This window comes from Leisingera sp. NJS201 (genome assembly GCF_004535885.1).
GTDB lineage: Bacteria > Pseudomonadota > Alphaproteobacteria > Rhodobacterales > Rhodobacteraceae > Leisingera.
In genome coordinates, this window is the sequence record NZ_CP038234.1 from 428,355 (window position 1) to 448,392 (window position 20,038).

The following is a 20,038-nucleotide window of genomic DNA, read 5'->3' on the forward strand; positions in this document are numbered from 1 at the left end:
TTTCCCTTAGTCTTTGCCCTCATGGACACGATTTGCGCAATAAAGGCAACCTGCCGGGGGGCTGTTCGGTAATTTTGGCGCAGTTGGCGCCGGATTTCAGCGGTGAAATGTCTCTCGGGTTGTTTCTCAGGCGCGGGCGGGCGCTGGTTCGGGGCTTTTCAGCCAGTGATTCACCGCCAGTCCCAGCACCAGCGCCCAGAACGGCGCACCGATTCCAAAGAAGCTGACACCGGACACCGTGGTCATAAAGGTGATCAGTGCCGCCTCCCGGCCTTTGGCATCTAACAGCGCGGCAGACAGGCTGTTGCCGATAGTTGACAGCAGCGCAAGGCCCGCGACGGTGGCCACCAACGCCTTGGGTGCGATCAGAAACAGGCTGATCACGGTGGCGCCGCCCAGACCCACCAGAATGTAGACGAGACCCGTCATGACACCGGCCAGATAGCGGGTGTCCGGGTTCTCATCCGCCTCCGGCCCTGCGCAGATCGCAGCTGTGATGGCGGCGAGGTTGAAGGCAAAGCCGCCGAAGGGCGCAAGGATCAGCGAGGCCAGCCCGGTGACGGTCAGGCTGGCGGAGACAGGGGGCGCGTATCCGCAGGCCTTCAGCGCGACCACACCAGGCATGTTCTGCGAGGACATGGTGACGATGTACAAGGGCAGGCCGATACCGATCAGCACAGGCAGCGAAAAAGCCGGCATTATGAATTCGGGGCGGGCCAGGGTGAGGTCCAGCGCCTCCAAGCTGCCAAAAGCTCCGGTGCCTGTGCACCAGGCCACACCTGCCGCCAGCACCGCTGGGATTGTGTAGCGCGGAAACAGTTTGCGGCCCGCAAGGAAGGTGAGACCCATCACCGTCACCAGCGCGGTGTCACTTTGCAGCGACGTGAAAGCCGAGAGGCCGAACTGGAACAGAATGCCCGCCAGCATAGCGCTGGCCAGGCTGTCCGGGATAAGGCGGGAGAGGGCGGCAAACCAGCCAGTGACGCCGGTAAGGGTCAAGAGCACGGCGCATAACAGGAAAGCGCCGACCGCCTCAGCCAGCGGCACGCCGTTCAGGCTTACCGCCAGCAGCGCCGCGCCGGGGGTGGACCAGGCTGTCAGGATCGGCATCCGGTAGATCAGCGACAGGATCAGGCAGGTGATCCCCATGCCCAGCCCCAGCACCAGCATCCAGCTGCCCGCCTGGGACGGGGTGGCGCCGACGGCCTCAATCGCCTGAAAGATGATCGCAACCGAACCGGTATAGCCCACCAGCACGGCCACCGCGCCGGAGACAAGATGCGAGAGTTTCAGATCCTTGAGCATGCGGCTTTTCCTCTGGCGCCAGATCGGCTAGGGGTGTTGTGCGTTATAGCGCACACTACACATCGTGCGCTATAACGCACAAGTGTTTTTTGAGCGGCGGATCTTATGAGCGATGAAACCATCACCCTGAACCTGCGGAACATCCGTACGCAGGCGGGGCTTAGCCTGTCCAAAGCGGCGGAGATCACAGGGGTCAGCAAGGCAATGCTGGGGCAGATCGAGCGCGGCGAATCCAGCCCGACGATTGCCACCCTGTGGAAGATCGCCAAAGGGTTTCACCTGCCGCTGACCGCGTTGATCGGCGAAGCGACGCGACCCGTGGGAGAGGCGGCGGGTGTCTATGAAACCGTGCAGTTTCCCGGCAGCATCGGTGTGAAAATCGTTTTTCCCTTCGATCCGCTGCTGGGGGCCGAGACCTTTAAGGTCACGCTGCGGCCAGGGCAAAGCCACCAGTCCCAGCCGCATGACACCGGTGTGACCGAGGAAGTGTTTGTGCTGCACGGGTCAATGGAGGTGCTGCGGGGCGGCGAATGGGTGCCGCTGGAGGCCGGGCAGGGCTTGCGCTTTGCCGCCGACCAGCCGCATGGCTACCGCAGTGCCGGGACCGGCGCGGCTTTTCTCAACATGCACCATTACCGGCAGGCAGGTCTGACGCAGCGGGACTGAAATCCTTCACTTGTGCATTGTCTGCGGCGGGCCTACCACTTGCCCAAGTCATTGAGTTTTCTGGATTTGAAAGGGCACCGGAATGGACACGCTGCGCGGAAGCCTGTTGATGGTGCTGGCCATGGCCACTTTTGCGCTGGAGGATATGTTCATCAAATCCGCGGCCCGCGACATTCCTGTGGGAGAGATTCTGATCCTGTTCGGGTTGGGCGGCATGGTCATCTTTGCCGCGATGGCGCGTGCGCAGGGTCACGCTCCCTGGCACCCGGGTTTCGGCACGCGCCCGATGCTGCTGCGGTCTGTGGCAGAGGTCGCAGGACGCCTGTGTTACACGCTGGCGATTGCGCTGACGCCTTTGTCCTCGGCCTCGGCCATCCTGCAGGCAACGCCTTTGGTTGTGGCTGCAGGTGCTGTGGTGTTCTTTGGCGAAACGGTGGGCTGGCGGCGCTGGCTGGCGATCGGGCTGGGGTTTGCCGGGGTGCTGCTGATCCTGCGGCCGGGGCTAAGCGGGTTTGAACCTGCCTCGCTGTTTGCGGTTGCCGGCACTTTGGGCTTTGCGGGCCGTGATCTGGCCACCCGCGCGGCGCCTAAGGACATGAGCAACAACCAGCTGGGGTTCCTTGGCTTTGCCATGCTGGTGGTTGCCGGTGTGGCCGCGCTGGGCTGGACGGGCGGGGCGGTCTGGCCAAGCCTGGGCAATTCGCTGCAAATCACGGCAGCCACGGTGATCGGCGTCATTGCCTATAACGCTTTGTCCGGGGCGATGCGGGCGGGCGAAATCTCGGTGATTGCGCCGTTCCGCTATACCAGGCTGATCTTTGCCATGGTGCTGGGGGTGCTGGTTTTTGGCGAACGGCCCGATATGCTGACCCTGATCGGCAGTGCGGTGATTGTCGGCAGCGGTGTTTTCACGCTGCTGCGCAGCCGCAAGGCGTGATGCGCGCCTTGCGCCCGCCGCCGCGCCGCCTTACATCTGCCTCCCATGGCCAATAAGAAGCAGACATCCGACCCGAATTACAAAGTGATCGCCGAAAGCCGGCGGGCGCGGTACGATTACGCGATCGAAGATGATATCGAATGCGGCATCATGCTGGAGGGTTCCGAGGTCAAGGCGCTGCGCGGGGGCGGATCCAACATCGCCGACAGCTATGCCGCGGTGGAGAACGGCGAGCTGTGGCTGGTGAACGCCTATATCCCGCCTTACGAGCAGGCCAAGCTGTTCAAGCATGAAGAGCGCCGCCGCCGCAAGCTGCTGGTATCGCGCAAAGAACTGTCGGATCTGTGGAACGCCACCCAGCGCAAGGGGATGACCCTGGTGCCGCTGGTTTTGTACTTCAACCACAAGGGCCGCGCCAAGATCAAGCTGGGCATCGCCAAGGGCAAGAAGAACCACGACAAGCGGGCGAGTGAGGCCAAGCGCGACTGGTCCCGCCAGAAGCAGCGGCTGCTGAAGGACGCGCGCTGATCAGGGCAGGGCGCTGCCCTCTTGGCCTGGCGGCCAATTCACCCGAGGGTATTTCCAACCAGAAAGAAGCAGGGTTTGTGCGCCTGCAAGCTGATACCGATGCGTGTCATGGCATTGGTGTTTTTCTGCCTGACAATCCCCTGCAGCCGGCCGGTGCCGCCGGGGCTGGTCCCGGGGTCCTGGGGGTGCTTTGGGTATCTGACTGGTTAAGTCAGATATGCGTTGCCCTGCAGGTTTGCTTTTGGATCAAGCCCGGACAGAGACCGCGGCCCGGCGGGACGTGCCGCTGCCGGTGCTGAAGATCAGCGCCAGTGCAGACAGCATTGAAACTGAACCTGTTAGGGGGTGGCTGCGATGTACTGGGCTATATTCTCTTTCCCAAGCAGGCGCCTGTGCGTCTCGAAGTCAGGGCCGGCAAAGACAATCCGCAGGTTTTTAACCTCCAGCAGCGGCTGCAGCGCCTCGACGGGCAGACCGATCGCCCGGAGAATCGAAAGCTCTTTAAGGTTCTTAAGCGGGGTGAGATCGGTGACGGCTGTTCCGGAAATGCTGAAGTCCCAAAGGGTCTCCATGTCCTGCACCGCAGCAAGGCTGGACACGGCAGTATTGGTGAGCGACAGCACACGCAGGTTTTTGCCCGCCAGAGGCGCAAGGCTGGAGACAGCCGTGTCTGTCAGGTTCAGCTTGTGCAGCGCATCCAGCCCTTTCAGCGGTGTGATGTCGCTGATCCGGGTTCCGTCCAAGGCCAGCTCCTTCAGACCGGTTGCCCCTTTTATCGGGATCAGGTCCGCCACCTGCGTGTCTGACAGGATCAGGGTGTGCAATGCAGGTTTTCCCTCCAGCCCCTCCAGGTTTTTCAGCTGGGTTCCATCTGCGCGCAGCATCTCCAGCCGGTCGGAGGCGGCCAGTGCAGCCACGCTTTGGACCGGGCAATTGGAGATCCAGGCCACCTGCAGGTTGGTGCCTGCCAGCGGGCTGAGGTCAGAGACCTGAGTGTTGAAGGCAAGAAAGACTGCCAGATCGGCAAGGCCTGACAGCGGGCTTAGGTCGGAGATACCGGAATCCGCGATATTCAGGCTTTGCAGCCGGGTCAGGCTGCTGGCAAAGGACAGATCGGTGACGTCCCCGGCGCCCCAGACCGAGAGGTGTTCAAGCTGTGTCATCCGGGCCAGCGGGGTGAAATCCGGCGCGCGGACAGAATCAAGGCTGAGCCGCTTCAGCTGCGGCAGCCGGGTCAGTGGCGCAAGGTCTGGCGCGGTGATGTTGACCAAGGCCAGCCTTTCCAGCTTTGGCATCGCGGCGAGGGGGACAGATCGACAGGCTCCTTGAACCGCAGGTCGGCCATCAGTGTAAGATCGGTCAGCTCAGTGAACTGGATCAGCCCCTGCAAGTCCGGCGTGTGGTTTCCAATCCGGACTTTTGCCTTCAAGTCGTTGCTGCCAATGCATGTTTTGCCGATATCCACGCATTCCGCGCGCAAGGCACCGGGGCAGCACATGCCCGCTGCAATCAGAAATGCTGCAAGGAAACTGGGGAAACCGGACATACAATGGGCCTTTGCAATGATATGCTGAAACTGGGGTCCATGTTATTACCGCTCCGTTAAAGCCCCGCAAGATTTTTGTAACCGCAGGTAGAGGGCGGCGCGGTCTTGCACCGCTGCGCCGCCGGATGTACCCATGGCGCATGCGCAGAAAGGGAGACGCTTTGATGCAGGATGATCCGAAGACGCTGGTTTCCACCGACTGGCTGGCCGCCCATCTGAAGGATCCGGACCTGCGGGTGCTGGACGCATCCTGGTATTTGCCGCAGGAAGACCGCGACCCCAAGGCTGAGTATGATGCGGCCCATATCCCCGGCGCGCGCTTTTTTGACATTGATGATATCTCGGACCACCGCTCGGAATTGCCGCATATGGTGCCGCCGGTTGAGAAGTTCATGTCCCGCCTGCGGGCGATGGGTGTGGGCGACGGCCATCAGGTTGTGGTCTATGACACTGCCGGGCTGAAATCCGCCGCCCGGGTCTGGTGGCTGTTCCGGCTGATGGGCCAGCACAACATCGCAGTGCTGGACGGCGGCTTCCCGAAATGGCAGGCCGAAGGCCGCCCGGTTGAAGACTTGCCGCCGGTGATCCGCGACCGCCATATGACCGTGCGGGTGCAAAACCACATGGTCCGTGATGTCACACAGGTGTCGTCTGCTGCCAAACTGGGCGACCATGAAATCATCGACGCCCGCGCCGCCGAGCGGTTCCGCGGCGATGTGCCGGAACCCCGCGAAGGTCTGCGGGCAGGGCATATCCCCGGATCGAAAAACGTGCCCTTTGGCAGTTTGCTGAATGCGGATGGCACCATGAAAGATGCTGATGGACTGGGCGCCGTGTTTACCGCGGCCGGTGCCGATCTGAACAAACCTGTGATTACCACCTGCGGGTCGGGCGTCACCGCCGCCGTCCTCAGCCTTGCACTGGAGCGCATCGGCAAGACCGATCATGCGGTCTATGATGGGTCGTGGTCGGAATGGGGTGCCTTCCCGACCCTTCCCGTTGCTACCGGAGAGAACTGATGTTCGAGACCCTGAAACCCCAGCCCGCTGACAAGATCCTGGCGCTGATGCAAATGTACCGCGACGACCCGCGCGCGGACAAGATCGACCTTGGCGTCGGTGTTTACAAGAACGCCGAGGGCGTCACCCCGGTGATGCGCGCGATCAAGGCGGCTGAGCACAAGCTGTGGGAAGAACAGACCAGCAAGGCCTACGTCGGCCTGGCCGGCGATCCGGCCTATGCGGATGCGATGATCAAGCTGATTCTGGGCGATGCGGTGGCGCGTGGCAATATCGCGGCAGCCGCGACCCCCGGCGGCACCGGCGCGGTGCGCCAGGCGTTTGAGCTGATCAGGATGGCCAACCCCAAGGCCCGGGTGTTTGTGTCGGATCCGACCTGGCCGAACCATGTGTCGATCCTGAACTATGTCGGCATTGAGACCATCACCTACCGCTATTTCGACCGCGAAACCCGCGGTGTGAACTTTGATGGCATGATGGAAGACCTGAAAGGCGCGCAAAAAGGCGACGTGGTGCTCCTGCACGGCTGCTGCCACAATCCGACCGGTGCCAACCTCAATGAAGTGCAGTGGAAAGAGGTCATCGCGCTGCTGAACGAACGCGGGTTGATCCCGATGATCGATATTGCCTATCAGGGCTTCGGCGACGGTCTGGAAGAGGATGCGCTGGGTGTGCGCCTGGTCGCCTCCAGCTGCCCCGAGGTGCTGATTGCGGCCAGCTGCTCCAAAAACTTCGGCATCTACCGCGAGCGCACCGGCCTGTTGATGGCGGTGTCCAACGATGCGGGGGCGCAAGGGTTGAACCAGGGCACGCTGGCGTTTCTGAACCGCCAGAATTACTCTTTCCCGCCGGATCACGGCGCGCGTCTGGTGACGATGATCCTGAACGATGAGGCTTTGCGCGCCGATTGGGCGGCAGAGCTGGAAGAAGTGCGCCTTGGCATGCTGGACCTGCGCCAAAACCTTGCGGATGAATTGCAGCGGCTGACCGGCTCGGACCGGTTCGGCTTCATCGCCCAGCACCGCGGCATGTTCTCGCTTCTGGGCACCACGCCGGATCTGGTCGAGAAGATGCGGCAGGACAACGGCATCTACATGGTTGGGGACAGCCGCCTGAATATCGCCGGTCTTAATGCGCAAACCGTGCCGGTGCTGGCCAAGGCGATCGTCGACGCCGGCGTCTGAGGCCACGCCGTCAGGACAACCCGAAACGCGCTCCTTCCGGGGCGCGTTTTTCTATGGCGGCTGTAGATCCAAGACTTTTGGAAAAGTCTTGGCAAAAGTTTTCCAAAACTTTTGTGCGCTGCAAATGCACAGACGGCGCTCCATGAAAGCGCCGTCCTTTTGTTTCAATGCTGTGCAATGGGTCAGCTTGGCGAGAATTCCGGATAGGCCTCCATGCCCAGCTCCGCCATGTCCAGCCCGTTGACCTCATCCTCTTCCTCCACCCGGATGCCGGTGGTGGTGCGCAGGATGATCCACACTATGGCCGAGGCGGCGATGGTGAAGACCCCCACCACGGCAATCCCGGTCAGCTGTTTCAACAGTGTTGCATCAGGGTTCGACAACACGACCGCAACAGTGCCCCAGATACCGCAAAGCAGATGCACCGGGATGGCGCCGACCACGTCGTCGATCTGCAGCTTGTCCAGGAACGGTACTGCAAAGACCACGATCACGCCGCCAATGGCACCGATCAGGGTGGAGAGCCCCAGACCCGGCGTCAGCGGTTCGGCAGTAATCGCCACCAGACCGGCCAGCGCGCCGTTCAGGATCATGGTCAAGTCCGGCTTTTTGAACAGCAGTTGCGTCAGCACCAGCGCGGCCACCGCGCCACCCGCTGCGGCGGCATTGGTATTGGCGAAGATCCGGCTAATGTCAGCCACATCCCCAATCGACCCCATCGCCAGCTGCGAGCCGCCGTTGAAGCCGAACCAGCCCATCCACAGGATGAACGTGCCAAGCGTTGCCAGCGCCAGGTTGGAGCCGGGCATCGGGACGGTCTTGCCGTCCTTGTATTTGCCAATGCGAGGCCCCAGGATCAGCGCCCCGGTCAGCGCCGCCCAGCCGCCCACCGAATGCACCACGGTCGAACCTGCGAAGTCCAGGAAACCCATCTGCTCCAGGAAGCCGCCGCCCCATTTCCAGCTGGCCTGGAACGGGTAGATCACCGAGGTCAGAACGATGGTGAAAATCAGGAAAGGCCACAGTTTGATGCGCTCTGCCAAAGTGCCCGAAACGATCGAGGCAGTGGCGGCACAGAACATCAGCTGAAAGAAGAAGTCCGAGCCGGTGGCGGCATAGGAATAGTCATCTGCACCTTCCGCGGTGATCCCCACCGCCTCCAGCACGCCGGGGCCGAATACTCCGGACAGCACACCGTCAACCGCCCAATTGCCCAGCGGATACATCAGGTTGTAGCCGATCAACCAGTAGAATACGGCAGCCAATGAAAATAGCGCCATGTTCTTGGTCAGCTGCATGGTCACGTTCTTGGAGCGCACCAGGCCGGCCTCCAGCATGGCAAAGCCAGCGGCCATCCAGAACACCAGGCAGCCGCCGATCAAAAACAGCAGCGAGTTCAGGATGAATACGGTATCGGTCGCGGGGTTCACGCCCGGCGCAGGGCCGTTTTGGGCCAGTGCCAGACCCGGCAGCGCGGCCAGTGCCAGCGCCGCCAGGGGAAGTTTCAGGGTATTCATAAGTCTTTCCTCCATGCCGGGCGCCTTCAGAGCGCCTCGAGGTTGGTTTCGCCGGTGCGCACCCGCACGGCCTGTTCCACGTCCAGAACAAAAATCTTGCCGTCGCCGATCTTGCCTTCACCCAGCTTCCCTGTGCGGGCGGACCCGGAAATTGCGCTGATGGCCTGGTCGGCCTGATCGGCGGGCACCACCAGTTCCAGCTTCAGCTTGGGGACAAAATTCACCTCGTATTCGGCGCCGCGGTAGATTTCCGTGTGCCCGGCCTGCGCGCCAAAGCCCTTGATTTCGGTGACCATCAGCCCGCTCACGCCAAGACCGGTCAGCGCCTCGCGGACCTCGTCCAGCTTGAAGGGCTTGATGGCGGCTATGATCATTTTCATCTCTGCATCCCTTGGTTTCCGCGCTGCTCCGGCCCTGAGCATCATGTCTGGGCCGATGCATTGTGCACCTGCAGCAAAACCCCCGGCCCGAGTCGTGCAAAGCCCAAGGCCAGCAAGTTTCCGCGTGTCATTCTGCGCACGCACAATAATTTTGCGCCTTTTGCCTGCTTCGCTTAAAAACCGGCCATCTGGCAAAGGGGGAAAGCTCCGGATTCTGCCCCCTCTACAAACCGGGGCGGGCAGGGTATTGTCCCGGGAAACGGGCAAACCGGGCAGGACATGACGATGGCACAAGGATCCGGGCGCAAGCCTTTGGTGGCAGAAAAACGCTATTCCGCGGGCGGCAAGGGCAAACCTTCCGCTGCGAAAAAGCCTGCGCGCAAGAAACCCGCACGCAAGGCCAAACCCAAGAAGACCGGCCTGTTCGGCCTGTTTTCCCGCAAAAAGACACGGGCGAAACCAGCGCCAAAGAAGCGCGGCTTCATCGGTCTCTTGCTGGCGCCTTTTGTCTGGGCGTTCCGGCTGGTCTGGGGCTTCAGCTGGCGCGTCGGCATGGTGGTCTGCCTGCTGGTCGGTCTGGCGGTGGCGCTGCAATATGCCAAGCTGCCCGAGGTCTCGGCCTATCTGGACGGGCGCGCGCGCGGGTCGGTCACCCTGCTGGACCGCAAGGGGGACGTCTTTGCCTGGCGCGGCGATCAGTTTGGCGGGGTTATTCGGGCAGATACCGTTTCGCCGCACCTGAAGAACGCGGTTGTCGCGACCGAGGATAAGCGGTTTTACCGCCACTTCGGCATCTCCCCGCGCGGCGTCGCCAGCGCCATCCGCATCAACCTGCGCGAAGGCCGCGGTCCGCTGTCGGGCCATGGCGGTTCCACCATCACCCAGCAAGCCGCCAAATTGCTGTGCCTGGGCCGGGTCTATGATCCGGACGAATGGAAAAGCGAAAGCGCTTATGAGGCCGACTGCCGCAAGGGCTCGCTGTGGCGCAAGGGCACCGAGGCGATCTTTGCCCTGGCGATGGAGGCAAAGTACACCAAGGACGAGATCCTCTCGATCTACATGAACCGCGCCTACATGGGCGGCGGTGCATACGGTGCCGAGGCTGCAGCGCAACGCTATTTCGGAAAGTCCGCCAACCAGCTGAACCCGGCCGAAGGTGCGATGCTGGCGGGTCTGCTGACTGCGCCCTCGACGCTGGCGCCCACCAACAACCTGCAACGTTCACAGGACCGGGCGGCCACCGTGCTGCGGCTGATGCGGGAGCAGGGCTATCTGACCACCGCCGAGATGCAGCAGAACCAGAACGCCCCCGCCGTGCTGAGCGAAGCCGCGGCGGCACGGGCAGGGGGGTACTTTGCCGATTGGGTGATGGATTCCATCCCGGATTTCCTGGGCGATCAGACCACCGAGGATGTGGTGATCCGCTCGACCCTGGATCAGCGCCTGCAGGGCGCGGCAGAGGAAGCACTGAAATACATCTTTGAGAATAAGGTCCGCCCGGGCTCCAAGGCACAGGCGGCCATTGTGGTGATGAGCGCCGATGGCGCGGTGCGCGCGATGGTGGGCGGCCGCAAGACGCGGGTCTCCGGCGTGTTCAACCGCGCGACCCAGGCCAAACGGCAAACCGGATCGGCCTTTAAACCTTTTGTTTACGCCACGGCACTGGAGTTGGGCTATTCCCCCTACGACCGGGTGCTGGACGCAAAATACTGCATGAATATTCCCGGCTCCGGCCAGTGGTGCCCCGAGAATTATACCCGGAAGTATTATGGTGAAGTCACCCTGGCACGGGCGTTGCGGGATTCGCTGAATGTGCCGGCGGTGAAAGTCTCCGAGGCGGTGGGCCGGGACAAGGTCAGCATCGTGGCCAAGGATTTCGGCATCGACAGCGATCTGGCCGCAGGCCCGGCGCTGGCGCTGGGGGCCTCGGAAAGCACTCTGCTGGAGATGACCGGAGCCTATGCGGGCATCCTCAATGGCGGTTCGTCGGTGACGCCCTATGGGGTGACCGAGCTGAAACTGGTGAACGACAGCGACGCGCTGATGGGTGCCAGCGGCGGCATCGGCGAGCGGGTGATCCGCCCCGAAGCCGCCCAGCAGCTGGTCTGGATGATGGAGAAAGTGATTTCGGGCGGCACCGGCAAGCGGGCGCAGATCCCGGGCTGGCAGGCGGCTGGCAAATCGGGGACGACTTCTGCCGCCAAGGATGCCTGGTTCATCGGGTTTACCGCGGAGTATGTGGCAGGGGTCTGGATGGGCTATGACGACAACACGCCGCTATCGGGTGTGACCGGCGGCGGCCTGCCGGCCGAGATCTGGCGCGAGACCATGGTGCGGGTGCATGACGGACTTACTCCCAAACCGCTGCCGATGCTGGAGCCTGCCCCGATCGCCCCGCCGCCGCAGCAAGCCCGGCGCGAGCGCCGCCGCCGTCAGGGGCCGCAGCTGGGCAAGGAACTGGGCCGCGCGGTGGACAACATCCTGCGCGACATCCTCGGAAACTGACCGATTGCAGCAAACGTGGGGCTCCCGCCCGGTGCAGGCCCCCTGAGGGGGGCCTCCGCCAGTTGGGTCCGGCGCCGCACCTGACGGTGCGGCGCACGTCCTGCCCGCCGGGCAGGACGCCAGGCCCAACGGGAGCGCAGCATCCTGGATGCTGCAGCGACGGGCGGGAGCCTTTGCCTTTGCTCCGCAATGCGCCAGGCCGGACTGCAAACAAGAAAAGGCTCCCCGAAGGGAGCCCTTTGACTGTCATTCTTTGTGTGCCTGTTTCAGCTCAACCGCTTCAACTCTGCAATCAGCGCGTCGATGTCGCCCTTATGGCTGTCCAGAATGGCGCCGATCTCGGTGCGTTCGGTCAAGAGCAGGTTCACGCCTTCGATGAACATATTGAAGAACAGATCCCGGCCGGAGCGGTCCGACACCAGGAAGGTCACTTCAAACGGCGACTGGCCCTTGAGGTAGGCAATGGTGCTCACCTCATACCATTTCTTCACCTTCTTGACGCCTTTGACTTCCAGCTTGCCGCCGATGAATTCGCGAAAGCGCTTGCCGTATTTGCGCGAGATGTAGCCCTGGAACGCCTTGGAAAAGGCCTTCTTCTGGGACGCAGAAGCCCGGCGCCCGTCCACACCCAGCGCATAGGCTGCGATATAGGATGTGTCGCTGTAGCGCTTGAAGATCCGCTCGAACTCGCGGAACATGGCGTTCTCACCCTTGCCGGAATCGATCACCCGGTTGATGTCGCCGACCAGGCCGTTGATCAGCGTGCTGGCTCTGTTTTCGGTCAGCGCCCACAGGGCTTGCGGTGCGGCAATCAGAGCAGCGGCTCCGGCGCCCAGGCCGGTCAGGAATTTGCGGCGGTCCATATTCAAAATCCTTCAGTGTTCAGTTCGAACGGATCGATCTCCTGGATCTCCTCTCCATCCCCCAGCTGGAACCGGCGGTTCTGCAGATAGATCAGGCGTGATTGCGCATAGCTGTCGGCGCTCTCGTAGAGAATCGAGTCGATCGTGTCGGAATAGTTGCCACGATCGCCCATGCGGCGCACGATCTCAGCGTAAATTGTGATATTGTCGGCAGTATTCTGCTCGGCGTAGCCCAGCGGGTTGGTGAAGAAATCGACAGCGACCCCCACGGCATCGCGGCTGGTGGAGGGGCCCAGCAGGGGCAGCTCCACATAGGCGCCTTCGCCGACGCCCCAGGTGTGCAATGTCTCGCCGAAATCGGTATCGACTGCGGGCACGTTGAATTCGCTGGCCGGGTCGGCAAGCCCGGCAAATCCGACGGTGGAGTTGATCACAAACCGCGAAAATGCATTGCCGGCCAGTTTCAGATCGCCCTGCAGCAGCGCATTGACCATTTGGCCGGGCATCGACAGGTTCTCGGCAAAATGCGAGAAGCTGGTCACCATCGGCGCCGGAACAATTGCCACATACCCTTTGGAGGCAGGCCGGAAGGCCAGCCGGTCAACGCCGCGGTTAAAGCTGTGAATGGTGCGGTTGGTGCGCTCATAAGGATCAAAGACTTCACCCGAGGCCCGTGCAACCGGATCCTGCGTTGCGCAGCCGGCCGCAAAAACGGCCAAAATCAGCGCAGATACAAATTTCAGCGGTCGCAAAAGAAAAGGCATTCGGGTAAGTGTCCAATTGATGCTGGAACAGACGGGTCGGAGGGCAAATAAGGGTTCCTCAGCCTATTTCCAGTGCGATTACATTTATTCACCAGCTTGTGTCTGTTCTGATACAAATTCAGGCACTACCAATGGCCCGGGAACTTCTATTGCAGACTGACCATGAATAAAAGCATTTATAAGAGCGGTTATGATGAGCTTCGGGCTGTGCGTCAGCAGAGCCGGGGGCTGTACTGGTTCACCGGGATTTTCAGTTTCTTCGTGAACCTGCTGATGCTGACCGGGCCTTTGTACATGATGCAGGTCTATGACCGGGTGCTGGGCAGCCGCTCGGAGGCGACGCTTTTGGCGCTGTCGCTCCTGGTGGTGTTCCTCTACGGCATGATGGGGCTGCTGGATTACGCCCGCGGCCGGATCATGGCGCGGGTCGGGGCGCGGCTGCAGGCGGCGCTGGACCACCGGGTGTTCGATGCGATGATCCGGCGCTCGGCGGTGGCGCAGGATCCGGCGGCGCAGACCGGGCTGCAGGATCTGGAATCGGTGCAGCGGCTGATCTCCTCGCCGGTGCTGACCGCCGCCTTCGACCTGCCCTGGACCCCGGTCTTTCTGGCGGGCATTGCCCTGTTCCATCCCTGGCTTGGGCTGCTGGCCCTGGGCGGCGGCGCAGTGCTGGTGATGATTGCGATCCTCAACCAGCTGTTCACCAGGCTGCCGGTGCAAAAGGCCAATATGACCGGCCACAAGGCCAATCTGATGTCCGAGGAGATCCGCAACGAGGCCGAGATGATCCAGTCGATGGGCATGCGCGGCGCTGCTTTCGGGCGCTGGAAGCAAGGCCGCGATGCGGCGCTCACCGACAGTGTGACGGCCAATGACACCGGCGGCGGCTTCACCACGCTGACCAAGACGCTGCGGCTGTTCCTGCAGTCGGCGATGCTGGGGCTTGGCGCCTATCTGGTGCTGCAGGGCGAGGTGACGCCGGGGGCGATGATCGCGGGGTCGATCCTGATGGGCCGCGCCCTGGCGCCGATCGAACTGGGCCTGGGCCAATGGGCGATGGTGCAGCGGGCGCTGAAGGGCTGGCACAGCCTGGCCGAACTGCTGGCCAAAGTGCCGGAGGAGGCCGAGCGCACGGCGCTGCCGAAACCCAAGGCGCTCTTGGATGTGCAGGGCATGGCGGTGGTGCCGCCGGGCAGCAAGACGCCGCTGTTGCGCAATGTCAGCTTCCGGGTGCAGCCGGGCCAGGCAATCGGGGTGATCGGGCCGTCGGGCTCGGGCAAATCGACCCTGGCACGGGCGCTGACCGGGGTCTGGGCGCCGGCCGCGGGCTCGGTGCGGCTGGACGGGGCGGCGCTGGATCAATACGCGCCGGATGTGCTGGGCGGCCACATCGGCTATCTGCCGCAGCGGGTGCAGGTGTTTGACGGCACCATTGCCCAGAACATCGCCCGGCTGCAGCAGCAGCCGGATGCCGAAAAGGTGGTGGAAGCCGCCAGGAAGGCCGCCGCCCATGAGATGATCCTGAAACTGCCCGAAGGCTATGACACCAAGGTTACCGCCACCGGCGGGCGGCTGTCGGGCGGCCAGATGCAGCGGGTCGGCCTGGCCCGGGCGCTTTATGCCGATCCGGTGATCGTGATCCTGGACGAGCCGAACTCGAACCTCGACAATGAAGGCTCGATCGCGCTCAATCAGGCGATCAAGCAGATCAAGGCCGAGGGCCGCTCGGTGCTGATCATGGCGCACCGGCCCGCGGCGATCCAGGAATGCGACATGCTGCTGGTGATCGACAAGGGCACCCAGACCGCCTTTGGCCCCAAGGACAAGGTGCTGCAGGAAATGGTCGCCAACCACCAGAACATCCGCCAGGCCACTGGCACAGGAGGCGTGCGATGAGCGGGCAAAGCAACTGGCCGGCCCGGCGGCCGCTGATCATCGGCCTTTTGGCGCTGCTGGTGCTGGTGGGCGGCTTCGGTTCCTGGTCGGTGCTGTCGTCGATTTCCGGCGCGGTGGTGGCGACGGGGCGCATCGAGGTCGACCGCAACCGCCAGATCGTGCAGCATCTGGACGGCGGCATCGTGGCTGAAATCCTGGTTGATGAGGGCGACACCGTGGCCGAAGGCGCCACGCTGATCCGGCTGGACGCCAATGAGCTGACCTCGCAGCTGGTGATCACCGAGGGCCAGCTGTTCGAGCTGATGGCGCGCCGCGGCCGGCTGGAAGCCGAGCGCGACACCGCCGCTGCGATCACCTTTGAGCCGGAGCTGCTGCAGGCGGCTGAAGTGCAGCCGGATGTCAGCGATCTGGTGCAGGGCCAGCGCCGCCTGTTCCAGGCCCGCAAGGACACCACCGCCCGCGAGATCGAGCAGCTGGAGAAGCGCCGCACCCAGATCCAGGAGCAGATCCGCGGCGTCGAGGCGCAGCAGACCTCGATGAATGTGCAGCTGGGGCTGATCGGCGAGGAGCTGGAGAGCCAGCAATCGCTCCTGGACCGCGGGCTGGCACAGGCGGCGACGGTGCTGAACCTGCGCCGCACCCAGGCCGACCTGCAGGGCCGGCTGGGCGAGCTGGTGGCCTCGGAAGCACAGTCCGAGGGCCGCATCACCGAGATCGACATCGAGATCCTGAAGCTGGCCACCAGCCAGCGCGAGGAGGCGATCAGCCGGCTGCGCGACCTGCGCTACCAGGAGCTGGAGCTGGCCGAAAACCGCCGCTCGCTGCAGGGCCGCCTGGCGCGGCTGGATATCACCGCGCCGGTTTCCGGCATTGTCTACGGGCTGCAGGTGCAGACGCCGCGCTCGGTGATCCGCCCTGCGGATCCGGTTTTGTACCTGGTGCCGCAGGACCGGCCGCTGGTGATTGCGGCGCAGGTGGCGCCGACCGATATCGACCAGCTGTACACCGGCCAGGAGGTCACTTTGCGGTTCTCGGCGCTGGACCAGCGCTCGACGCCCGAGCTGTTTGGCCATGTCACCCAGGTCTCGGCGGATTCCTTTGAGGATCAGGGCAGCGGGATTTCCTATTACCGCGCCGAGATCGAGCTCAACCCCGGCGAACGCGGCCGCCTGCCTGCGGGCACGGTGCTGATTCCGGGGATGCCGGTGGAAAGCTACATCCGCACCGCCGACCGCTCGCCGCTGGCCTATCTGGTCAAGCCGCTCGCAGACTACTTCAACAAGGCCTTCCGCGAAAGCTGAAGGCTGCCTGCCCCGGGAAAACGGCGTCCCTTCAACGGGGCCAAGAATGCGCAAAGCCGCACTGGTGCTTCGCATTTGCTCTTTCCGAATTCCATCTGTCCGGGTAGCGTCCCGGCCAGCAAAGACTCGGAAGGAAATCGGCCATGAGCATTGAAGCAAAACTGAAGGAGCTTGGCGTAACCCTGCCCGAAGCACCGGCACCGGCGGCGAACTATGTGCCTTATGTGGTTTCGGGCGATATGGTTTACATCGCGGGCCAGATCTCGGCTGATGAAAACGGGCTGATCACTGGTAAGCTGGGCGCTGATCTGGACGTCGAGGCCGGCCAGGCTGCGGCCAAGCGCTGTGCAATCGCGCTTCTGGCCCAGCTCAAGGCAGCTTGCGGCGGTGATCTGGACCGGCTGGTGCGGGTCGTCAAGCTGGGCGCATTTGTGAACTCGGCCCCTGACTTCACCGGCCAGCCGATGGTTGTGAACGGCGCCTCCGACTTCCTGGTCGAAGCCCTGGGCGATATCGGCCGCCATGCGCGTTCGGCGGTCGGCTCGGTGTCGCTGCCACTGGGTGTTGCAGTGGAAATCGACGGCGTTTTCCAGATCAAATGAAGCCTGCCCTGCCTGCCGCTATCCTGACTGTCCCGCTGGCCCATCGTGCGCTGCATGATGCCGCGGACGGGCGCCCGGAAAACAGCCGCGCTGCCATCCGGGCAGCGATTGCGGCGGGTTATGGGATTGAGATCGATCTGCAGCTGTCCAGTGACGGCTGCGCCATGGTCTTTCATGACAACGATCTGGACCGGCTGGCGGAAGCCTCGGGGCCGGTCCGCGCCAGGACCTGCAGCGCGTTGCAGGCAATTCCGTTGAAAGGCGGCGACGGGGAAGGCATTCCGGAACTGGCGGAAGTGCTGGAGTTGGTGGCAGGCCAGGTGCCGCTGCTGATCGAGCTGAAGGATCAGAACGGGGAAATGGGCCTTACAGATGGTGCGCTGGAGCGGGCCACGGCAAAGGCGCTTAAGGGCTATGCCGGCCCTGTGGCCGTGATGTCCTTTAACCCCAATTCAGTTGCGGAACTGGCCCGGCTGGCGCCGGATATTGCCCGCGGCATCACCACCAGCGCCTATGATCCCGCGGAATGGCCGGAGCTGCCCAGGGCGGTCTGCGACGGCCTGCGCGGCATTCCGGATTTCGCGCGTACCGGGTCGAGCTTTATCAGCCACGAGGCCGGCGATCTGCCCCGTCCGCGGGTGCAGGCGCTGCGCAACGATGGGGTGCCGGTGCTATGCTGGACCGTGACCTCTGCGGCGGAGGAAACCGCGGCGCGTGTCTTTGCCGACAATGTGACGTTTGAACAGTACCTCTCGCCGCTAACACCTTGATCCCGCAGGCGCAGACCCCACATCTTTGAAGCGGTGCGGAGGAATTGCATGACCCAGGCGCAAATCGAAATCCGGATGCTGGCCTCACTGTCGCAGATCGCGGCAGAGGACTGGGATGCCTGTGCCTGTCCTGAGGCGGCAGACGGCACCCGTCCGCTGGACCCGTTCACCACCCACCAGTTTCTGAGCGCGCTGGAAGACAGCGGCTCGGTCGGGCCGGGCACCGGCTGGCAGCCGCAATATCTGACAGCCTATCAGGACGGGCTGCTGATCGCCTGTGCGCCGCTTTACGCCAAGGGGCACAGCCAGGGCGAATATATCTTTGATCACAATTGGGCGCATGCTTACGAACAGGCCGGCGGGCATTACTACCCCAAGCTGCAGGTCGCGGTGCCCTTTACCCCGGCCACGGGACGGCGTTTTCTGGTGCGCCCCGGCTTTGACGGTATCGGCCATTCGGCGCTGGTTCAGGGGGCGGTGCAACTGGCAGCCGACAACAAGCTATCCTCGCTGCATGTGACCTTCTGCACGCAGGACGAGGCAAGGATGGGGGCGGAGATGGGGCTGATGCGCCGCTCTACCCAGCAGTTTCACTGGCAAAACGACGGTTATGCCGATTTCGAAGGTTTCATGCGGGCGCTGTCCTCGCGCAAGCGCAAGAACATCCGCAAGGAGCGGATGCAGGCGCAGTGCTTTGGCGGCGAGATCCGGGTGTTTCAGGGCAGCAGCCTGCAGCCTGAGCATTGGGATGCCTTCTGGGAATTCTATCAGGACACCGGTGCGCGAAAATGGGGTGCGCCTTATCTGACGCGGCAATTCTTCGATATCGCCCATCACACGATGGCGCAGAACATGGCGCTGATTCTGGCGGAGCGCAACGGGCGCTATGTTGCGGGCGCCTTGAATTTCATAGGCCGCGAAACGCTTTACGGGCGCTATTGGGGCTGTGTTGAGCACCATCCCTGCCTGCATTTCGAGCTGTGTTATTATCAGGCGATAGAGCTGGCGATAGCCCTGGGGCTTGACCGGGCTGAGGCGGGCGCGCAGGGTGAACACAAGCTGGCGCGCGGCTATCTGCCGTGCGAGACGCACAGCTTGCACTGGATCGGCGATCCCGGGTTTGCCGGGGCCGTTGAACGCTACCTCAAGGCTGAACGGGCCGCCACCGAGGAAGAGATTGAAATCCTGACCGATTACGGCCCGTTCCGCAAAGCCCAAGTGGAGGAGCAAGAATGACGGAGAAACTGTCCGACGCCACCCGCGGTCCGCTGCTGGAGCCGCTGTTTGCCACCGGCTGGGAAATGGTGGAGGGCCGGGATGCCATCACCAAGATCTTCAAGTTCAGCAATTTCGCCGATGCCTTCGGCTGGATGACCCGGGCCGCGATCTGGGCCGAAAAATGGAACCACCACCCGGAGTGGAGCAATGTCTACAATCGGGTGACGGTGGTTCTTACCACCCATGATGTGGACGGGGTCAGCGCGCTGGATGCCAAACTGGCGCGCAAGATGGACGGGCTGTTCGGCGAGCCGCAGACGTGAACGGACGCTCTGACGAAAAGGTCAGCAATTGTGTCCAAATGTTTCGCGCGCGAAACATTCCGGCAGGCATGCTGACCTTATTTTTCACCGTTTATTAAGGGGTTGCCCTGCGGCCGCCGGGGCAGGCAGCCGCAGCCGGAACAGGGGTCAGCCCATTGATTCCAGCAAACCCTCGCCCGCGGAAAGTTCGCACTGGCCGGGGTTTTCTTCCTTGTTGAGAACTTTCACTTCACCGTCCTCCACCAGCATCGCATAGCGCAGCGAGCGGCCGATCAGACCGGCTGAGGGCACGTCCAGACGCATGCCGATTGCCTCGGTCAGCGTGCATTCGGCATCCGACAGCATGGTAATCCCGGCCTCGGCCGCACCGGTGTTTTCGCCCCAGATGTTCATGACAAACGGGTCATTGCCCGCCAGGCAGATGATTTCCTCAACACCTTTGGCCGCGAACTGATCCTTGGTGCGGATGAAGCTGGGCACATGCGCCGAATGGCAGGTGCTGGTAAAGGCGCCGGGAACCGCGAACAGCACGACTTTGCGCCCCTTCAGCTTGTCTGACAGCTGCACCTGCTCGGGGCCGTTGTCTCCGATGAGCGTCAGTGTCGCGTCCGGCAGTTGGTCTCCAACAGAAATCATCGCAGGTTCCTCTTTCTCATGATTGCGTTTTGGAGCCCCGGGTATATAGGGTCCGATGAAAGCGTGACGGGAACTGCT

The 20,038-nt window shown here is 62.9% G+C and carries 20 protein-coding genes; 12 read left to right on the forward strand and 8 right to left on the reverse strand.

Annotation, left to right across the window (positions count from 1 at the left end; translation table 11 throughout):
* Nucleotides 1–126: 126 nt before the first annotated feature.
* Nucleotides 127–1,305, reverse strand: a complete 1,179-nt coding sequence (locus ETW23_RS02115; RefSeq protein ID WP_134828971.1) for a benzoate/H(+) symporter BenE family transporter — start codon at nucleotides 1,303–1,305, stop codon at nucleotides 127–129.
* 105 nt (nucleotides 1,306–1,410) lie between these two features.
* Between ETW23_RS02115 and ETW23_RS02120 the strand changes: the two genes are divergently transcribed.
* From ETW23_RS02120 to smpB, 3 genes are all read left to right on the forward strand, one after another.
* A complete protein-coding gene (locus ETW23_RS02120) occupies nucleotides 1,411–1,971 on the forward strand; it encodes a helix-turn-helix domain-containing protein (RefSeq protein WP_129372119.1) in 561 nt (186 codons plus the stop codon).
* An 82-nt stretch (nucleotides 1,972–2,053) separates the two neighbouring features.
* On the forward strand, nucleotides 2,054–2,908 hold the full coding sequence (locus ETW23_RS02125; protein WP_134828972.1) for a DMT family transporter: 855 nt from the start codon (nucleotides 2,054–2,056) through the stop codon (nucleotides 2,906–2,908).
* Between the two features lie 45 nt (nucleotides 2,909–2,953).
* Nucleotides 2,954–3,436 (forward strand): SsrA-binding protein SmpB, encoded by a 483-nt coding sequence (gene smpB / locus ETW23_RS02130; RefSeq protein ID WP_129372117.1) that lies wholly within the window; start codon nucleotides 2,954–2,956, stop codon nucleotides 3,434–3,436.
* 338 nt (nucleotides 3,437–3,774) lie between these two features.
* Here the strand turns inward: smpB and ETW23_RS02135 are convergent, their stop codons facing one another.
* On the reverse strand, nucleotides 3,775–4,707 hold the full coding sequence (locus ETW23_RS02135; protein WP_254695114.1) for a leucine-rich repeat domain-containing protein: 933 nt from the start codon (nucleotides 4,705–4,707) through the stop codon (nucleotides 3,775–3,777).
* Nucleotides 4,671–4,982 carry a hypothetical protein gene (locus tag ETW23_RS25605; protein WP_254695115.1) on the reverse strand — a complete coding sequence of 104 codons (312 nt, stop codon included), beginning with the start codon at nucleotides 4,980–4,982 and terminating at the stop codon, nucleotides 4,671–4,673. Before ETW23_RS25605 ends, ETW23_RS02135 begins: the two co-directional genes overlap by 37 nt.
* 164 nt (nucleotides 4,983–5,146) lie before the next feature.
* On the opposite strand from ETW23_RS25605, the gene sseA reads away from it, so the two are divergent.
* Both sseA and ETW23_RS02145 read left to right on the forward strand, forming a co-directional pair.
* Complete coding sequence (gene sseA, locus ETW23_RS02140) at nucleotides 5,147–6,001, forward strand: 3-mercaptopyruvate sulfurtransferase (RefSeq protein WP_134828973.1); 855 nt, start codon at nucleotides 5,147–5,149, stop codon at nucleotides 5,999–6,001.
* Complete coding sequence (locus ETW23_RS02145) at nucleotides 6,001–7,185, forward strand: amino acid aminotransferase (protein ID WP_129372115.1); 1,185 nt, start codon at nucleotides 6,001–6,003, stop codon at nucleotides 7,183–7,185. Before sseA ends, ETW23_RS02145 begins: the two co-directional genes overlap by 1 nt.
* A gap of 182 nt (nucleotides 7,186–7,367) precedes the next feature.
* Here ETW23_RS02145 and ETW23_RS02150 read toward each other — a convergent pair whose 3' ends face one another.
* Together ETW23_RS02150 and ETW23_RS02155 are read right to left on the reverse strand one after the other, a co-directional pair.
* Nucleotides 7,368–8,702: an ammonium transporter gene (locus ETW23_RS02150; RefSeq protein ID WP_134828974.1), complete on the reverse strand. Its 1,335-nt coding sequence runs from the start codon at nucleotides 8,700–8,702 to the stop codon at nucleotides 7,368–7,370.
* Nucleotides 8,703–8,728: 26 nt separating this feature from the next.
* Complete coding sequence (locus ETW23_RS02155; protein ID WP_134828975.1) at nucleotides 8,729–9,082, reverse strand: P-II family nitrogen regulator; 354 nt, start codon at nucleotides 9,080–9,082, stop codon at nucleotides 8,729–8,731.
* Nucleotides 9,083–9,367: 285 nt separating this feature from the next.
* On the opposite strand from ETW23_RS02155, the gene ETW23_RS02160 reads away from it, so the two are divergent.
* The gene (locus ETW23_RS02160) at nucleotides 9,368–11,587 is read left to right on the forward strand and encodes a transglycosylase domain-containing protein (RefSeq protein WP_134828976.1); all 2,220 of its coding nucleotides are present in this window, start codon (nucleotides 9,368–9,370) and stop codon (nucleotides 11,585–11,587) included.
* 266 nt (nucleotides 11,588–11,853) lie between these two features.
* Here the strand turns inward: ETW23_RS02160 and ETW23_RS02165 are convergent, their stop codons facing one another.
* Nucleotides 11,854–12,450 carry a phospholipid-binding protein MlaC gene (locus ETW23_RS02165; protein ID WP_129372111.1) on the reverse strand — a complete coding sequence of 199 codons (597 nt, stop codon included), beginning with the start codon at nucleotides 12,448–12,450 and terminating at the stop codon, nucleotides 11,854–11,856.
* Between the two features lie 2 nt (nucleotides 12,451–12,452).
* Nucleotides 12,453–13,214: a VacJ family lipoprotein gene (locus tag ETW23_RS02170; RefSeq protein ID WP_129372110.1), complete on the reverse strand. Its 762-nt coding sequence runs from the start codon at nucleotides 13,212–13,214 to the stop codon at nucleotides 12,453–12,455.
* A gap of 162 nt (nucleotides 13,215–13,376) precedes the next feature.
* On the opposite strand from ETW23_RS02170, the gene ETW23_RS02175 reads away from it, so the two are divergent.
* The 6 genes from ETW23_RS02175 (at nucleotide 13,377) to ETW23_RS02200 (ending at nucleotide 19,324) form a co-directional block, all read left to right on the forward strand.
* Entirely contained in the window at nucleotides 13,377–15,110 is a 1,734-nt protein-coding gene (locus ETW23_RS02175) for a type I secretion system permease/ATPase (RefSeq protein ID WP_134828977.1), read from the forward strand.
* Nucleotides 15,107–16,411 (forward strand): HlyD family type I secretion periplasmic adaptor subunit, encoded by a 1,305-nt coding sequence (locus ETW23_RS02180; protein WP_134828978.1) that lies wholly within the window; start codon nucleotides 15,107–15,109, stop codon nucleotides 16,409–16,411. Before ETW23_RS02175 ends, ETW23_RS02180 begins: the two co-directional genes overlap by 4 nt.
* A 143-nt stretch (nucleotides 16,412–16,554) precedes the next feature.
* The gene (locus tag ETW23_RS02185; protein WP_129372107.1) at nucleotides 16,555–17,013 is read left to right on the forward strand and encodes a RidA family protein; all 459 of its coding nucleotides are present in this window, start codon (nucleotides 16,555–16,557) and stop codon (nucleotides 17,011–17,013) included.
* Nucleotides 17,010–17,783: a glycerophosphodiester phosphodiesterase family protein gene (locus tag ETW23_RS02190; RefSeq protein ID WP_134828979.1), complete on the forward strand. Its 774-nt coding sequence runs from the start codon at nucleotides 17,010–17,012 to the stop codon at nucleotides 17,781–17,783. The genes ETW23_RS02185 and ETW23_RS02190 overlap by 4 nt, the downstream gene beginning before the upstream one ends.
* 48 nt (nucleotides 17,784–17,831) lie before the next feature.
* Entirely contained in the window at nucleotides 17,832–19,019 is a 1,188-nt protein-coding gene (locus ETW23_RS02195; RefSeq protein WP_134828980.1) for a GNAT family N-acetyltransferase, read from the forward strand.
* Nucleotides 19,016–19,324 carry a 4a-hydroxytetrahydrobiopterin dehydratase gene (locus tag ETW23_RS02200; RefSeq protein ID WP_129372104.1) on the forward strand — a complete coding sequence of 103 codons (309 nt, stop codon included), beginning with the start codon at nucleotides 19,016–19,018 and terminating at the stop codon, nucleotides 19,322–19,324. Before ETW23_RS02195 ends, ETW23_RS02200 begins: the two co-directional genes overlap by 4 nt.
* A 147-nt stretch (nucleotides 19,325–19,471) precedes the next feature.
* Here the strand turns inward: ETW23_RS02200 and ETW23_RS02205 are convergent, their stop codons facing one another.
* On the reverse strand, nucleotides 19,472–19,960 hold the full coding sequence (locus ETW23_RS02205) for a peroxiredoxin (RefSeq protein WP_129372103.1): 489 nt from the start codon (nucleotides 19,958–19,960) through the stop codon (nucleotides 19,472–19,474).
* Nucleotides 19,961–20,038: the final 78 nt, after the last annotated feature.

What these genes read in the sequence shown, in the direction of transcription:
- smpB (WP_129372117.1), top strand. Translation starts at nt 2,954, where the DNA reads ATGGCCAATAAGAAGCAGACATCCGACCCGAATTACAAAGTGATCGCC.
- ETW23_RS02195 (WP_134828980.1), top strand. Translation starts at nt 17,832, where the DNA reads ATGACCCAGGCGCAAATCGAAATCCGGATGCTGGCCTCACTGTCGCAG.
- ETW23_RS02175 (WP_134828977.1), top strand. Translation starts at nt 13,377, where the DNA reads ATGAATAAAAGCATTTATAAGAGCGGTTATGATGAGCTTCGGGCTGTG.
- ETW23_RS02165 (WP_129372111.1), bottom strand. Translation starts at nt 12,450, where the DNA reads ATGGACCGCCGCAAATTCCTGACCGGCCTGGGCGCCGGAGCCGCTGCT.
- ETW23_RS02170 (WP_129372110.1), bottom strand. Translation starts at nt 13,214, where the DNA reads ATGCCTTTTCTTTTGCGACCGCTGAAATTTGTATCTGCGCTGATTTTG.
- ETW23_RS02115 (WP_134828971.1), bottom strand. Translation starts at nt 1,305, where the DNA reads ATGCTCAAGGATCTGAAACTCTCGCATCTTGTCTCCGGCGCGGTGGCC.
- ETW23_RS02145 (WP_129372115.1), top strand. Translation starts at nt 6,001, where the DNA reads ATGTTCGAGACCCTGAAACCCCAGCCCGCTGACAAGATCCTGGCGCTG.
- ETW23_RS02190 (WP_134828979.1), top strand. Translation starts at nt 17,010, where the DNA reads ATGAAGCCTGCCCTGCCTGCCGCTATCCTGACTGTCCCGCTGGCCCAT.
- ETW23_RS02160 (WP_134828976.1), top strand. Translation starts at nt 9,368, where the DNA reads ATGGCACAAGGATCCGGGCGCAAGCCTTTGGTGGCAGAAAAACGCTAT.
- ETW23_RS02125 (WP_134828972.1), top strand. Translation starts at nt 2,054, where the DNA reads ATGGACACGCTGCGCGGAAGCCTGTTGATGGTGCTGGCCATGGCCACT.
- ETW23_RS02150 (WP_134828974.1), bottom strand. Translation starts at nt 8,702, where the DNA reads ATGAATACCCTGAAACTTCCCCTGGCGGCGCTGGCACTGGCCGCGCTG.
- ETW23_RS02200 (WP_129372104.1), top strand. Translation starts at nt 19,016, where the DNA reads ATGACGGAGAAACTGTCCGACGCCACCCGCGGTCCGCTGCTGGAGCCG.
- ETW23_RS02155 (WP_134828975.1), bottom strand. Translation starts at nt 9,082, where the DNA reads ATGAAAATGATCATAGCCGCCATCAAGCCCTTCAAGCTGGACGAGGTC.
- ETW23_RS02120 (WP_129372119.1), top strand. Translation starts at nt 1,411, where the DNA reads ATGAGCGATGAAACCATCACCCTGAACCTGCGGAACATCCGTACGCAG.
- ETW23_RS02205 (WP_129372103.1), bottom strand. Translation starts at nt 19,960, where the DNA reads ATGATTTCTGTTGGAGACCAACTGCCGGACGCGACACTGACGCTCATC.
- ETW23_RS02185 (WP_129372107.1), top strand. Translation starts at nt 16,555, where the DNA reads ATGAGCATTGAAGCAAAACTGAAGGAGCTTGGCGTAACCCTGCCCGAA.
- ETW23_RS02180 (WP_134828978.1), top strand. Translation starts at nt 15,107, where the DNA reads ATGAGCGGGCAAAGCAACTGGCCGGCCCGGCGGCCGCTGATCATCGGC.
- ETW23_RS25605 (WP_254695115.1), bottom strand. Translation starts at nt 4,982, where the DNA reads ATGTCCGGTTTCCCCAGTTTCCTTGCAGCATTTCTGATTGCAGCGGGC.
- sseA (WP_134828973.1), top strand. Translation starts at nt 5,147, where the DNA reads ATGCAGGATGATCCGAAGACGCTGGTTTCCACCGACTGGCTGGCCGCC.